Origin of the sequence: Wandonia haliotis, assembly GCF_039523435.1 — a bacterium.
Lineage (GTDB): Bacteria > Bacteroidota > Bacteroidia > Flavobacteriales_D > Crocinitomicaceae > Wandonia > Wandonia haliotis.
This window is the reverse complement of sequence record NZ_BAAAFH010000011.1, coordinates 595,358-608,229: the sequence shown is the minus strand read 5'-3', so window position 1 is coordinate 608,229 and position 12,872 is coordinate 595,358. Positions and strand designations below refer to the sequence as shown.

General features: G+C 39.6%; 10 protein-coding genes. 2 read left to right on the top strand and 8 right to left on the bottom strand.

Translation table 11 applies throughout. The features are described 5' to 3' along the window. Nucleotides 1-19: 19 nt before the first annotated feature. From ABDZ97_RS11000 to ABDZ97_RS10980, 5 genes are all read right to left on the bottom strand, one after another. Nucleotides 20-2,362: an OmpA family protein gene (locus tag ABDZ97_RS11000; RefSeq protein ID WP_343787546.1), complete on the bottom strand. Its 2,343-nt coding sequence runs from the start codon at nt 2,360-2,362 to the stop codon at nt 20-22. A 56-nt stretch (nt 2,363-2,418) separates the two neighbouring features. Further along, on the bottom strand, nt 2,419-3,759 hold the full coding sequence (locus tag ABDZ97_RS10995) for a dihydrolipoamide acetyltransferase family protein (RefSeq protein ID WP_343787544.1): 1,341 nt from the start codon (nt 3,757-3,759) through the stop codon (nt 2,419-2,421). Between the two features lie 179 nt (nt 3,760-3,938). Then, nucleotides 3,939-5,891, bottom strand: coding sequence for a glycosyltransferase (locus tag ABDZ97_RS10990; RefSeq protein WP_343787543.1), 1,953 nt, complete (start codon nt 5,889-5,891; stop codon nt 3,939-3,941). A gap of 6 nt (nt 5,892-5,897) precedes the next feature. Then, nucleotides 5,898-6,425 carry a hypothetical protein gene (locus tag ABDZ97_RS10985; protein ID WP_343787541.1) on the bottom strand — a complete coding sequence of 176 codons (528 nt, stop codon included), beginning with the start codon at nt 6,423-6,425 and terminating at the stop codon, nt 5,898-5,900. Nucleotides 6,426-6,431: 6 nt separating this feature from the next. Next, nucleotides 6,432-6,809 (bottom strand): RidA family protein, encoded by a 378-nt coding sequence (locus tag ABDZ97_RS10980; RefSeq protein WP_343787539.1) that lies wholly within the window; start codon nt 6,807-6,809, stop codon nt 6,432-6,434. A gap of 51 nt (nt 6,810-6,860) precedes the next feature. Between ABDZ97_RS10980 and ABDZ97_RS10975 the strand changes: the two genes are divergently transcribed. Next, nucleotides 6,861-7,418 carry an anthranilate synthase component II gene (locus ABDZ97_RS10975; RefSeq protein ID WP_343787537.1) on the top strand — a complete coding sequence of 186 codons (558 nt, stop codon included), beginning with the start codon at nt 6,861-6,863 and terminating at the stop codon, nt 7,416-7,418. 10 nt (nt 7,419-7,428) lie between these two features. On the opposite strand, the gene ABDZ97_RS10970 is transcribed toward ABDZ97_RS10975, so the two are convergent. Both ABDZ97_RS10970 and ABDZ97_RS10965 read right to left on the bottom strand, forming a co-directional pair. Beyond that, entirely contained in the window at nt 7,429-8,415 is a 987-nt protein-coding gene (locus tag ABDZ97_RS10970; protein WP_343787535.1) for a lysophospholipid acyltransferase family protein, read from the bottom strand. Next, the gene (locus tag ABDZ97_RS10965; protein WP_343787533.1) at nt 8,369-9,022 is read right to left on the bottom strand and encodes a hypothetical protein; all 654 of its coding nucleotides are present in this window, start codon (nt 9,020-9,022) and stop codon (nt 8,369-8,371) included. Before ABDZ97_RS10965 ends, ABDZ97_RS10970 begins: the two co-directional genes overlap by 47 nt. A gap of 125 nt (nt 9,023-9,147) precedes the next feature. On the opposite strand from ABDZ97_RS10965, the gene ABDZ97_RS10960 reads away from it, so the two are divergent. Continuing rightward, nucleotides 9,148-10,881 carry a M61 family metallopeptidase gene (locus ABDZ97_RS10960; protein ID WP_343787531.1) on the top strand — a complete coding sequence of 578 codons (1,734 nt, stop codon included), beginning with the start codon at nt 9,148-9,150 and terminating at the stop codon, nt 10,879-10,881. Between the two features lie 8 nt (nt 10,882-10,889). Here the strand turns inward: ABDZ97_RS10960 and ABDZ97_RS10955 are convergent, their stop codons facing one another. Next, nucleotides 10,890-12,599 carry a M3 family oligoendopeptidase gene (locus tag ABDZ97_RS10955; RefSeq protein WP_343787529.1) on the bottom strand — a complete coding sequence of 570 codons (1,710 nt, stop codon included), beginning with the start codon at nt 12,597-12,599 and terminating at the stop codon, nt 10,890-10,892. Nucleotides 12,600-12,872 lie beyond the last annotated feature (273 nt).

Sequence of the window (12,872 nt, the reverse complement as noted above, 5' to 3'; positions counted from 1 at the left end):
TTCCAATTAAATAAAAAGATTATTCAATAATTCTGAATTCTGTTCTTCTGTTAGCCTGATGTTCTTCTTCCGAACACTCGGAAACAACTTCATCTTCACAGGGACAGTTGTTAACGAGTTTGCTTTCTCCGTATCCTTTTCCTGAAATTCGGGAAGGATCAGAGATTTTCTTTCGGATATAGTCAGCAGAAGCTTTTGCACGACGTTCTGACAAAGCCAGGTTGTAGTTTGCTGAACCTCTGCAATCGGTATGTGAACCTAACTCAATTCGAACAGAAGGATTGTCATTCATTATCTGTACAATCTTATCCAGTTCTACTTTAGCGTCTTGTCGGATAGTGGATTTATCAAGGTCAAAATAAATCGGATTCAGTTTAAGTACTTTGGAAAGTTCTTTTCCTACATCTGGCTTATCAATCAGATAGGCAAGATCTATAACCGCTTTTTCTCCAAGAGTTTCGTTTACTTCGAATTGTTGAGTCAGGTATCCGTCTTTTGAAACTTTGACCATAAAATGAATCGGGTCACCAAAGAAACTACTATCCAGTAATGCAGAGGTAAATAGCCCTTCGCTGGATGTGGAATGCTTTTCGAGTAGTTCTCCATCAACAGATAAAAACTCAACTGTAGCTTTTCCTACTGGTGTCTGATCTGCAAAATCAGAGATATTTCCTTTGAGATGGTACTTCATAAACGGGATGATTGTCATATCATCAAGGCGGAGTAGAGCACGGCTGTGAATTTCTTCAAACTCAGTATCACATTTAGTCGTAATCTTTTCTTTGTAGAATTCAGTTTCGTTTTCACCGTACGCATAGACTAATTCGTATTCCCTGCATTTTTCGAGACGCGAAAAATAAACACCATCGCGCACTCTTGGGTAAAGGGTAACCGAGGTTTTATTTCCACAGTTCAGACAGGAAACAGTCACTGAAAGATCCTGAGGTAACGGACGATTTCCAGCTACAACAATTTCTCCTTTCAGAACAGAAATACCTTGTTTCCCTGTTTCGTTATTTTTGACTTCGTAAATATCTTTTTCTCCAAAACCACCATTTCTGAAAGAAGTCAGGTATCCCGTAGTTCCATCCATCGTTGTGGTATAAAAAATATCGTCTCCGGTTGAGTTTAGAGGAACTCCCATGTTGATGGCCGGAGACCAGTTTCCGTTTTCATCCTGTACAGACATAAATATGTCAAATCCTCCCATCGATTTGGTGCCGTTAGAAGCAAAGTACAGAGTTTTATTATCCATGGCAAGAAAAGGAGCGTCTTCATCAAATTCTGAATTTACTTCAGGTCCCAGGTTGACCGGTTCACTCCAGTTTCCGTCAGGTAATTTCACCATTCGATAAATATCTCGTCCTCCGTATCCTCCTGCCCGATCAGATACAAACAACATGGTTTGTCCGTCAGGAGTTACAGTTAAGTGAGGTTCCCAGAATTTACTGTTTAGCTTTTTGATGTCGGCAGCTTGTATTTGCTGAAACTGGTTTCCCTTGAATTCTGAAAAATAAATATCCCCGTTTCCACTAACATCATTATAGACATAAATTTTTCTTTCGTCCATACTGACAGAAACAGTTGCTTCATTTTGTCCCGATTGACAGAATTCGAGAAGAGCAGGATCAGACCATGTGTTGTTCAGATTCTTATAACTGACATAAATATCTTCCCAATAGTGGTTTGTGTTTAGATCTTTCATGTCTTTATTCAACCCGTTTTTCCACAATCGTCGGGCGGTAAAGAAAAGTGCAGAGCCATCCAGAGAAACAACCGGAGAAAATTCAGGGGCTTCTGTATTAATTACAGCTCCCAGATTTTTTAACTCATAATTTTTGGGGTTTTTCAGTTCTTTTTGGGCGTTTTCAACCTGGGTAATACCTAATTCAGCCCAGGGATACAAAGCATTTTTTGATGTGGAACTCTCCAGATATTTTTGATAAAATTCTGTTGCTTTGTCCAATGTCTCATTTTGATGATAACATTTCCCCAAGTAGTAATATACATCAACAGGAGCTGCTGTTTCTTTTTCGCTACTGGCATCGTAAAGTTTCTTTACGTTTTTCACTGCTTTTTCAAGATAGGGAAGTGCCTGTTCGTATTGTGACTGAGAGAAAAGCAGTGCATATCCTTTGCGATAATTATAATTGGCATTATCCGGTTCCATCTCCAGTAAACGATCAATAACCTGAATCGACTGGTAGTAGTTGGCAACCAGTAGGAGTTGAGAATTTTCTCTCAATAATTCCCCTGGAGAGGACTTTGACAAAATGCGTTGCATCTCCTCCTGTGTGTATTGTCCGTTTACTGTAGCAAAAGATACTACAAAAAGAAGCAGTACAAATAGTTGTGTTTTCATAGTAGAAACTAAAAAACCCATCACTCAGGATGGGTAAAAATCAATATTACAGTGTTTTAGAATTCCCTGTTGGCATCAAACTGTTCTAAGTAATCTGCTACGCGACGAACAAACTGTCCTCCCAATGCACCGTCAACCACCCGGTGGTCATAAGAGTGAGAAAGGAACATTTTGTGACGAATTCCGATAAAGTCTCCGTCCGGTGTTTCAATAACAGCCGGCATCTTACGGATAGCTCCTACAGCAAGGATTGCAACCTGAGGCTGAGGAATAATAGGGGTTCCCATTACGTTTCCGAATGAACCAACATTCGTAATGGTATAGGTTCCACCAGAAATCTCATCTGATTTCAATTTATTCTGACGAGCGCGGTTTGCCAGATCATTAACTGATTTTGTCAACCCGACAAGGTTCAGGCGATCTGCATTCTTAATTACCGGAACAATCAGGTTTCCTGAAGGAAGAGCTGCTGCCATTCCTACGTTAATGTCTTTGCGTTTGATGATATTGGTTCCGTCAACGGAAATATTAATCATCGGGAAGTCCTTGATCGCTTTTACGATTGCTTCAATGAAGATAGGCGTAAAGGTGATTTTTTCTCCTTCTCTTTGTTCAAATTGCTTTTTAACTTTATTACGCCAGTTCACGATGTTGGTAACATCAGCCTCAACATATGAAGTAACGTGAGGTGAAGTTTGTTTCGAAAGGACCATGTTCTCAGCGATGATTTTACGCATTCGATCCATTTCGATAATTTCATCTCCTGGATTAACTACTACATTCGGCCCTTTTGGTGCTGCTGGCGCAGGAGCCGGTTTATCCAATGCAGGAGTCACAACTCCATTTGTAGATGGCGTTGCAGCGGGAGCACTTACTGGTGCTGTTCCGCGATTATCAAGATAACTTAAAATATCTGTTTTTGTAACTCTTCCGTTCGCACCTGTTCCCTGGATATTTTCTAGCTCAACCATAGAAACATTTTCTTTTTCAGCAATGCTTCGTACTAATGGAGAGTAGAATTTTCCGGAAGGACCGTTTTTATCAAGAGCGGATACTTCACCGGCAACCTCTGCAACTGTATTCATTACAGCTTCAGCTGCGGCAGGTGCTGAAGTAGTATCGGCAGCAGGAGCAGCTACAGGCTCAGAGGTGTCACCGTCAGTTGCAATGATTGCAATAACTTCACCAACCTGAACAGTCTGATCCTTTTCGAATAAGCGCTTCACAAGAACTCCGGCAGCTTCAGAAGGTAATTCATTATCCACCTTATCTGTGGCAACCTCTACTAGAGGCTCGTCCATTTCAACTGTATCACCAACTTCTTTCAGCCAATTTGTGATTACCGCTTCGGTAACGCTTTCTCCCATTTTGGGAAGTCGAATCTCTATCTGTGCCATATATTATATGTTCTTTCTTTGGAATAATCGAGCACAAAAATAACCTAAAATTCTAAAAGAACAAGGTTTCGGAATAGTAATATCTGTGTTAAATTGAAGTTGAAACCGATGAATTTTACTATTTGAAAGATTCTTTTCTGATAATTTGTCCAATACGAAGAGAAGTGACTAATCCCGCATTAGTCCCGGTCTATTTTTCTCCAGCTTTTCGACAGAATTTGCAGATCTTTCAACCAGGAGTAGTCTCTGGCGTATATAAGATTCATTTTTTGAAAGGATTCTTTTTTCTGTGGCTGAGCGGATAATTCATCGGCTGGTGTAAGTATGCCCGGTTTGATTCTGGGGAGATACAGACTGGATTCATCGTATTGATAACGATAACCAACAAAAGACTTTTTACCGGAGAGAATTTGCCACATATTTCGCAGAAATGAGGATTTGTTGCTGAAAAACCAAATCCAGATCCAGAAAGAGAGTAGAAAAAATAAAGAAAGTACAACGTCTAGCGTGCGCTTGTTTCTCCTGTTTCTCTGTTTAGAGATGGAATTTACGTCAAATACATAGAGGTCTCCGCTGGTATCAATAGAATTACTTCCGATAATAAACAAGCTGTCAGGTTGCGCAATTTTAAAATCAATTCTGGAGGAGTCAATGCGTGTCATCCACTCAATGATGGTTTGTGCGGTTGTATCTTTAGCACAGAAAATTATCTCATCCATCTTGTGAATATGAACGATTTGATCCAATTGGCTAATTGTTCCTACGGCAGCCTCATTTTTCTCGTGAGCCGGAGAGACTATTTCGATACGATTGATTTTATTATTGGTATGTTCCAGAAGTGTTTTTACTCGCCGAGATTCTTCTTCCGAACCAATAATAACAAAGTTTTTATTTCTGTTTCCGTATAGATCAAATTTACCGCCTATGGTAAAATGAAGTAGAATCCGCGATAACAGGTAATACAGAATTGTAGAAGCCGTTCCAACCAGAATAAACAGACGGGAAAATTGCCAGTCTTTAGGAAGCAGGGCATAGAAAACCAGAATGAGTCCTGTTCCTAACAAACCTCCTGTTGCAAAACGTTGCAGACGAACAGGTTTGTCGTATCCGCCGGAGAAGAGGATTGCAATCATCCAGATCAACGTATAAGCTGGTAAGGCTATTCGCAGAATGTTCTCCGGGAAATCGGTTCCTTTTTCGTGCCAAAAGGTCGTGAACCAATTGAGAAGGAGTAAAATACAGCCAAAGTCAACTGCCGGAAGAAAAGCACGTTTAATGAAACGGTTCAGAATAGCTATTCCGGCCCGGAAGTAGATGGCGAGATTGATTAAAAAAGAAAACAGGCGGGCATTCTTTTGCGAAAAATGTTTGCGAGCAAAGATGATCATAGCCCTGTAAAAAACAAATACGTAGTTTACACTGCTTTTTTTGGTGCTCTCTCCTTTATAGTGAATAATCCTTGTTTCTGGAAAATAATAGTTTTTATATCCTCCTAAAATGATACGGTAGGAGAGGTCAATATCTTCTCCGTACATAAAAAAAGCCTCATCCAGTAAACCCACTTTATCCAAAGCTTCTTTTCGCATGAGCATAAAGGCGCCACTCAGGATTTCGATTTCATTGGTTTCGAATTCACTCAGGTATCCCAGGTGGTATCTTCCGAAGCGTTTTGATTTTGGAAATAATCGCGATATTCCGAAGATCTTGTAGAATGCAACCGAGGGAGTAGGAAGTCCTCTTTTGGATTCCGGAAGAAACTTTCCTTTTCCATCTAGCATCCGAACTCCTAAACCTCCTGCATCCGGATGTGTGTCCATAAAATGAACTACTTTTTCGAAGGTGTCTTCCTCAACCACGGTATCCGGGTTTAAGAGGAGAACATATTCTCCATTGGCTATACGCATAGCCTGATTGTTAGCTTTGGAAAAACCAGCGTTATCGGTATTGGCGATCAGATGAACTTCGGGAAACTTATTTCTGACCATTTCTACCGATCCGTCAATCGAATTGTTGTCAACGACAAAAAGTTCGCAGTTTACATTTTGCATAGCTTTCCGACACGAATTGAGACATTGTTCGAGAAAGTACTCAACGTTGTAATTGACAATAATGACGGAAAGTTTGATAGACATGCTCCTTTAAAGAATGTTAGCTTCAACAGTGTATAGTTGATCTGCGCGTATGGTTATTTCCTGACTGAAAACCTGATCGGTTACTGTGCGTACCCGTAACTCATAATAATCCTGAGAAATAAAATCCTTTAGATTAACATCCTTAACATCACAAAGAAAGGATGTAAGTTGTGTTTCAGGAATGTTAAGTTTTTCAGCAATTAACGTTTCATTTTGACCCGGTGCACTGATAAATATCTGTATTTCATCAATGAAATCGAAGTTAGCCGAAGAGGGATTGATAATAGAGAGTTTTAATTGTGAAAGCTGAATCGTATTTACATATTTTGTTGAAGTTCCTTCTGATTCAAACTTGGAGGTTGAGTTGGTTTCAACATCAGGAGAGTAAACCGTAAACGGAACGCTAATACCCGTTTGAGAAGGGATCACAATGTCAGTAGAGTAGTCCAAAGTGAAAGTTCCCAGTTTTCTGCACGAGGTACAGGAAAGAAGTACAGCTGTTACAATCAGTAAATAAGTGGTCAGACGTTTCATAATTATCTATTTTATCGCAATACAGGAGATTTCAACAGGAACATCCAAGGGTAATTTAGCTACCTGAACGGTTTCTCTTGCCGGAAAATCCTTTGTGAAATAAGACGCATATACAGTATTGACCGTTGCGAAATCAGACATATCTTTAAGAAAGATAGAGGTTTTAATAATATCTTCCATACGGAGTCCTGCAGTTTCTACTAATGCAGAAATGTTTTTCATGATTCGGTGCGTAGCTTCCTCAATAGAGCCTGTTTCCAATTCTCCGGACACCGGGTTAAGTGGAATTTGACCACTAACAAAGAGTGTATCTCCTTTTAAAACAGCCTGGCTGTAGGGTCCTATCGGAGCAGGAGCTCCCGGGATACTGATGATTTTTTTCATACGCAGAGCTTTTGTTCGACAAGTTTAATAATTTTGCCCCAAACCAAGGGAATGCGTGTACTCATTTTAGATAATTATGATTCGTTTACATACAATTTGTATGATTACGTTGCTTCTTTTGGTGTTTCTGTAGATGTAAAACGAAACGATGAGATTTCTATTGAGGAAATAGGAGCTTATTCTCATATAATTTTATCCCCGGGTCCGGGATTACCTAAAGATGCAGGGATTATGCCGGACGTAATTGCCGGTTACTCTTTTTCAAAACCTATTTTAGGTGTTTGTTTAGGAATGCAGGGAATTACTGAGTTTTTTGGAGGCAAATTGTATAATTTGGATAAAGTCAGACATGGAAGACAACTCAATTGTTTTAAAAGAGGGAAATCAGTCCTTCTTGAACAACTTCCCCAACAATTTCCTGTCGGACTCTATCACTCCTGGGCTGTGACAGATATTCCAGATGAACTAAAGATTACATGTTTATCGGAAGAAAATGTAGTGATGGCGATAGAGCATTCTGAACTGCCTGTTTTCGGAGTTCAGTTTCACCCGGAGTCTGTGTTAACTCCTGACGGGAAAGATATCTTACGAACTTTTCTGAGTTTATAGGGCTGGTTTTCTATTTTCTGAATTTTTTCTCAAAACCTTCCTGTTGTTTTCTTCTTAATTCTTCGGGATTTTCCGGAAGTTCACGTTTCCAGCGTTTATGCGACCACAGCCAGTATTCAGGTTGTTTGCAAATGACATCTTCCAGTAAAGAAGTATGTTTTTCGGTAATGGTTCCATAAGGTAATTCGCGTGGGGTTTCTGTAATAAGATCAAGATGAATGGAATAGTGTCCCCGTTTTACTTTCTTCATGTGGAAAAAAACAACAGCCATATCATATTGATTGGCTAATAGTTCCGGACCAAAAAGAACAGCTGTTGGTTGGTGGAGAAAGTTCATCCAGTAACTTTTAAGTGAGTCTCCGGGAGATTGATCCGCTAATGCAAGAATAGAAAGAGATTCTTTTTGCCATTCGGTAAGTTTATCAGAAACATTAGTATGGTTAATAATGCGCATGCCAAAACGTCCGCGTAATTCGTTCAGTTTTTTGTCCCAGAATTTACTGGTAAGAGGTTTCCCGATCCCTACAGCCTGTTGGGGGAAAAGAAATGCCTGAGAGGTGATCAGAAATTCCCAGTTATTGTAATGTCCGCTGACGAGTAATACACTTTTATTTTTCTCATGCAACGTATCCATTATTTCCGGATTGTCAACAGACATACGCTTTGATAGTTCTTTTTTTGAGATTGAAAGGTTTTTTATTCCCTCAGCCATCAGATCTGTAAGGTGATGGTAAAACTTTCGTTCAATTTTAAGAATGGCCGTATCATCCAAATCCGGAAAGGCGTTTTTCAGATTTTTACGAACTACTTTTTTACGATATCCGAATACGAAATACAAGAGAAAATACCCTAAATCTGTTGTCAGATACAAAACAGGAAGGGGAAGGAAAGATACCGGATACACAATTCCGTAAAACAGTATTTTGGAAAGCAGCATTTGCAGAAGTGGATTAATTATTACTCTTGTTTCCGAAGTAATAGGTATACCCGAAGCCAACAATCAGGTAGTGTGTGTTCCCTCCGAAGTCTTCCGGTTCAAACCCGGTAATTTCATCCACCATTAAATGGGAAGCATTGAATTTTACGCCTCTAAATACATAGCCGATACTCAACGAAAATCCGGATTGTTCGTCGGCCATTAGGTAAAGGTTAACCATGGGTTCGAGATAAGGAGCGTCATATTCAAAAGACCTACCTGTTTTCTCAATCGTGCTGGAGTTTTTACTGAAAGAATAGCTATAACCGAATTTCATTCCGGCATCCAAAGCGAGTTTCGGAGAAAAGAATTTTTCAAAACCGAGTTTACCAAAACCTCCTATCGTTGATATACCACCTTTGACGGTTCCGGGTAGTTTGAATTCGTTAAGTGTGAAGTAATTGAAGTTTCCGCCACCACCGAAGTTTAGTCCGAAAGGTAATGTATATTGATAATAAGCAGAGACATTAAATAAACCCTGCATTAGAGATTTAAAGGGCTTGTTTCCCTGTGAAGCGGGTAAACCCATGTCTACTTTAAGTGAATGAGATGGTTTGAATACTTCCTGACTGTGTGATGTTCCAAGGAAAAATGAAAGTGATATAATAAGTACTGCTAGTTTTCTCATTTGACACGAATGATTTCTTTCCCGAAAGTAAGAAAAAAACGCTGATTTGTGGAAATTATTGAAGAAAGGCTGTGTCATTTTTATAGTAAACTTGATAAATGTTAATTTCGCAGAAAAAATCAGATATGACGAAATATATTTTTTCTACCGATTTTCCCCAACAACAATATATTCAGATCAAGGCGGAATTTGATGTGCGTGAGGAGGTAACGTATTTACAGTTTCCTGCATGGCGTCCGGGACGATATGAATTGGGGAATTTTGCGAAAAATGTCAGGTCATTTCAGGTTTTTTCTGAAGAGGGTAAAAAATTAAACTTCTCGAAGATCTCCAAAGATACGTGGGAAGTTGATACATCAGGGTGTAAAGTGATTCAGGTTCGTTATTCGTATTACGCAGCTGATATGAATGCAGGATCAACTTATCTGGATGACAGTATGTTGTATGTTAATCCTGTGAATTGCTGTATTTACTGTAAAGGAAGGGAAGAGGAGGCATGTGTGTTGGAAGTAAATGTTCCTGAGGGTAGGGAATATGCAGGCGGATTAAAACGGGAGGGAAACCGGATTGAAGCAGAGAGTTACCACGTGTTGGTTGATAGTCCTTTCGTGTTTGCCAAAGAACTGGAACACAATACGTATGAAGTTGGAGGTGTAGTGTTTCATATTTGGTTCCACGGATTGAACCGCCCTGACTGGGAGCGTATTTTGAAGGATTTTACAGCTTTTACTACTGCTCAAATGAAGGATTTCGGAGAGTTTCCGGTAGACGAGTATCATTTTATCTTCTTAATTCAGCCGCAAAGAGCCTATCATGGGGTAGAACACCAAAATTCGACAATTATAGTTCTGGGACCATCCATCGATATTTTTGGTTCGGTGTATGATGACTTATTGGGAGTTAGTTCGCACGAATTATACCATACCTGGAATGTAAAATCGATTCGTCCTGTAGAGATGTATCCGTATGACTATAGTCGAGAGAATTATTCTCCTCTGGGTTATTTATGTGAGGGAGTTACGACATATATGGGGGATTATTACCTGTTAAAATCAGGTGTGTTTTCGCTTAAAGAGTATTTAAAAGAAGTGTATAAGCTATTGAATAAGCACTTTGAAAATTTCGGGAGATTTCATTATTCCGTTGCCGAAAGTTCGTTTGATACCTGGTTGGATGGCTATACTGCAGGTGCGCCCGGAAGAAAAGTGAGTATTTATAATGAGGGAGCTTTAATCGCATTGTTAACCGATGTTTTTGTTATGCAAAAAACGGACAATCGCAAAAGTCTGAATGATGTGATGCGCTACTTATACTACAATTATTACCTGGATAAAAAAGGTGTTTCCGAAGCGGATTATTTGCAGGCAATAAAAGACGTTTCCGGTGGTGATATGTATGAGATTTTTGAGAAATATATTCATGGTACAACAACATTTGAATCTATTTTAGCAGATTCATTTGAATACCTTGGATTGGAGATGGAAGCAACTCCGGTATCACAAACTTCGTTAGCGGCTATTGGTATAAAAACTACGCAATCAGGTGAGGGATGGATGATAACAACTGTTTATCCGGGGTCTGACGCTGATGTCGGAGGCTTAATGATCGGAGATAAGATAATGGCAGTAAATAATTACTTTGTCGACGGAGAGTTGGATAAGTGGCTGGATTATTTCCGTAATGACCAGCTTACAATGGTTGTGAACCGAAAAGGGAAGCTAATAGAGCGGACATTACCGCAAACAGATAAGAACTATTACCTGAATTATTCATTGAAAAAAGTCTATAAGCCCTCCGTTATACAACTTCAGGCTTTTAGAAAGTGGACCGGATTTAAATTGGAAGAAACCGATCTGTAAGAAGGGGATTATTGTAACTTTTCAAGTTCTTTTTTGACAAATGTTACCAGTTCCCGCAAGTTTTCTTTGCTGAAATCAAAACGAATTCCGGCAGTAGTGTAAATAGCAGGGATGGAACGTGTGTACCCCAAAGCAAGAGCAGATTTGTACTGTTCAACGGCTTTGATGGGCTCTTTTTTGTAGTTCATCCAGACTCCTAACGCACCTAACTGGGCAATCCCATATTCAATGTAATAAAAGGGGACTTCAAACAAGTGTAACTGACGCTGCCAACTTTTCTCACGGGTAGCTTTAAAACCGCTCCAGTCTACCATACCGGTTCCATATTTATCGAGAAGTGTCAACCAGATTTCAGTTCTCTGTTCTTCGGTGTGTTCCGGATTTTCATAGAGTCGGTGCTGAAACTCGTCTATTGTAGCAATCCATGGAAGAATTTGAAGGACGGTTTGTAATTGTTCTTTTTTGGCACGTTTCAATTCTTCTTCGGAAGCATAAAACCTATGCCATTGATCCATGGATATTAACTCCATACTCATGGAAGCGAGTTCCGCTACTTCACTGGGTAAACTTTTGAAACCTGTTAGTGGTAAATCACGACTCAGAAAACTGTGAACAGCGTGACCTCCCTCATGAACCATCGTTACAAGATCTCTGTGGGTTCCCACGGCATTCATAAAGATAAAGGGAACGCCTGTTTCGTACAACGGATAGTTATATCCTCCCGGAGATTTACCGGGTTTGGATTCAAGGTCAAGGTGTCCCATTTTGTCCATTTTATGCAGACATTCACCAAAAAACGGATCAATTGAAGCGAACATGTTGATGGTTCCATGCAGCATTTCTTCTCCGGATTCAAATGGCTTCAGAGGTTTCCTTCCTTCCGGATCGACATCTGTATCCCAGGGACGCATTTTTTCCAGTCCCATTTTCTCGCATTGTTCCTGTTGAAACGCTTTAACAAGTGGAACGATCTCAGATGCAATTGTCGAATGAAAATTGAAACAATCCTCTTTGGTGTAATCAAAGCGTCCCATTGCCTCAAACATGTAATCCCGGAAGTTTTCAAAATCAGCATTAAGAGCTGTTTGGTGACGCATTTTTAGTAAATCAGAGAAGAGTTGATCAAGCTTTTGTGTATCCTGTAACCTACGGTCAGCCATTAACCGGAAAACCTTTTCACGTTTTTCACGATCCGGATCTTTTAGAAATGTAGCTGCCTTTTGCATAGTGATCTGCTGACCTTCGAATTCGATACTCTGAGCACCTGATATAGAACCGAACTCCTGACTTTTCTCGCTGATTTTCGATTGTAATTCAATGTTCTCTTCCCGAAACAATTTAACTGAAGTCTCAATAGATCTCAGATAGATTTTGTATTCTTCTCCCAGTAACTCCTTTCGTGCAGGAGATGCTAGCAATTTCTTATTAAGAAGGTCTTCATAAGGTGCAATGTGCGGTTGTATTTCAGTAACAAATAATTGATAAGATTTTGCTAATTCTTCATCGGTCGTATTTATTGAAAACCGGATGTATCGCCAGGCCATATTCTCCTCCAGAACAGCATCCAGTTCGCTTCGGTCGGATAGCCATTTCTTCAGATTTTCCAATGAAGTTATATCCCGGTTCGTCAATTCTTTGAAAAAAGGTTCTATATCACTGAAAGACTGAATTGAAAGTTGTTCGGGTAAAAAATGACGTTCTGTTATTTGTAAATCCATATCCTTAATTCTGTTTGTTTCGATAGGGTTAAAGATAATAAACATACTTTGGTAAAGGGGAAAACTACAAAACATTCGTACTGTATGTAATCAGGTAGAGAAGATTGGGGAGGAATTGAAAATCTTAACGAACGTTAATTTTTCATAAATGTTAGAAATTACATTTTCCGGAATGGTTGAAAAAAAGTATTTTTGATTCTAGAGTGACTGCCGATAAGATCGGACAGCCTCCCCCGGATAACGGGAGCCCATGCAGTTGTTTTTTTGAAACTT

What these genes read in the sequence shown, in the direction of transcription:
- ABDZ97_RS11000 (WP_343787546.1), bottom strand. Translation starts at nt 2,362, where the DNA reads ATGAAAACACAACTATTTGTACTGCTTCTTTTTGTAGTATCTTTTGCT.
- ABDZ97_RS10995 (WP_343787544.1), bottom strand. Translation starts at nt 3,759, where the DNA reads ATGGCACAGATAGAGATTCGACTTCCCAAAATGGGAGAAAGCGTTACC.
- ABDZ97_RS10990 (WP_343787543.1), bottom strand. Translation starts at nt 5,891, where the DNA reads ATGTCTATCAAACTTTCCGTCATTATTGTCAATTACAACGTTGAGTAC.
- ABDZ97_RS10985 (WP_343787541.1), bottom strand. Translation starts at nt 6,425, where the DNA reads ATGAAACGTCTGACCACTTATTTACTGATTGTAACAGCTGTACTTCTT.
- ABDZ97_RS10980 (WP_343787539.1), bottom strand. Translation starts at nt 6,809, where the DNA reads ATGAAAAAAATCATCAGTATCCCGGGAGCTCCTGCTCCGATAGGACCC.
- ABDZ97_RS10975 (WP_343787537.1), top strand. Translation starts at nt 6,861, where the DNA reads ATGCGTGTACTCATTTTAGATAATTATGATTCGTTTACATACAATTTG.
- ABDZ97_RS10965 (WP_343787533.1), bottom strand. Translation starts at nt 9,022, where the DNA reads ATGAGAAAACTAGCAGTACTTATTATATCACTTTCATTTTTCCTTGGA.
- ABDZ97_RS10960 (WP_343787531.1), top strand. Translation starts at nt 9,148, where the DNA reads ATGACGAAATATATTTTTTCTACCGATTTTCCCCAACAACAATATATT.
- ABDZ97_RS10955 (WP_343787529.1), bottom strand. Translation starts at nt 12,599, where the DNA reads ATGGATTTACAAATAACAGAACGTCATTTTTTACCCGAACAACTTTCA.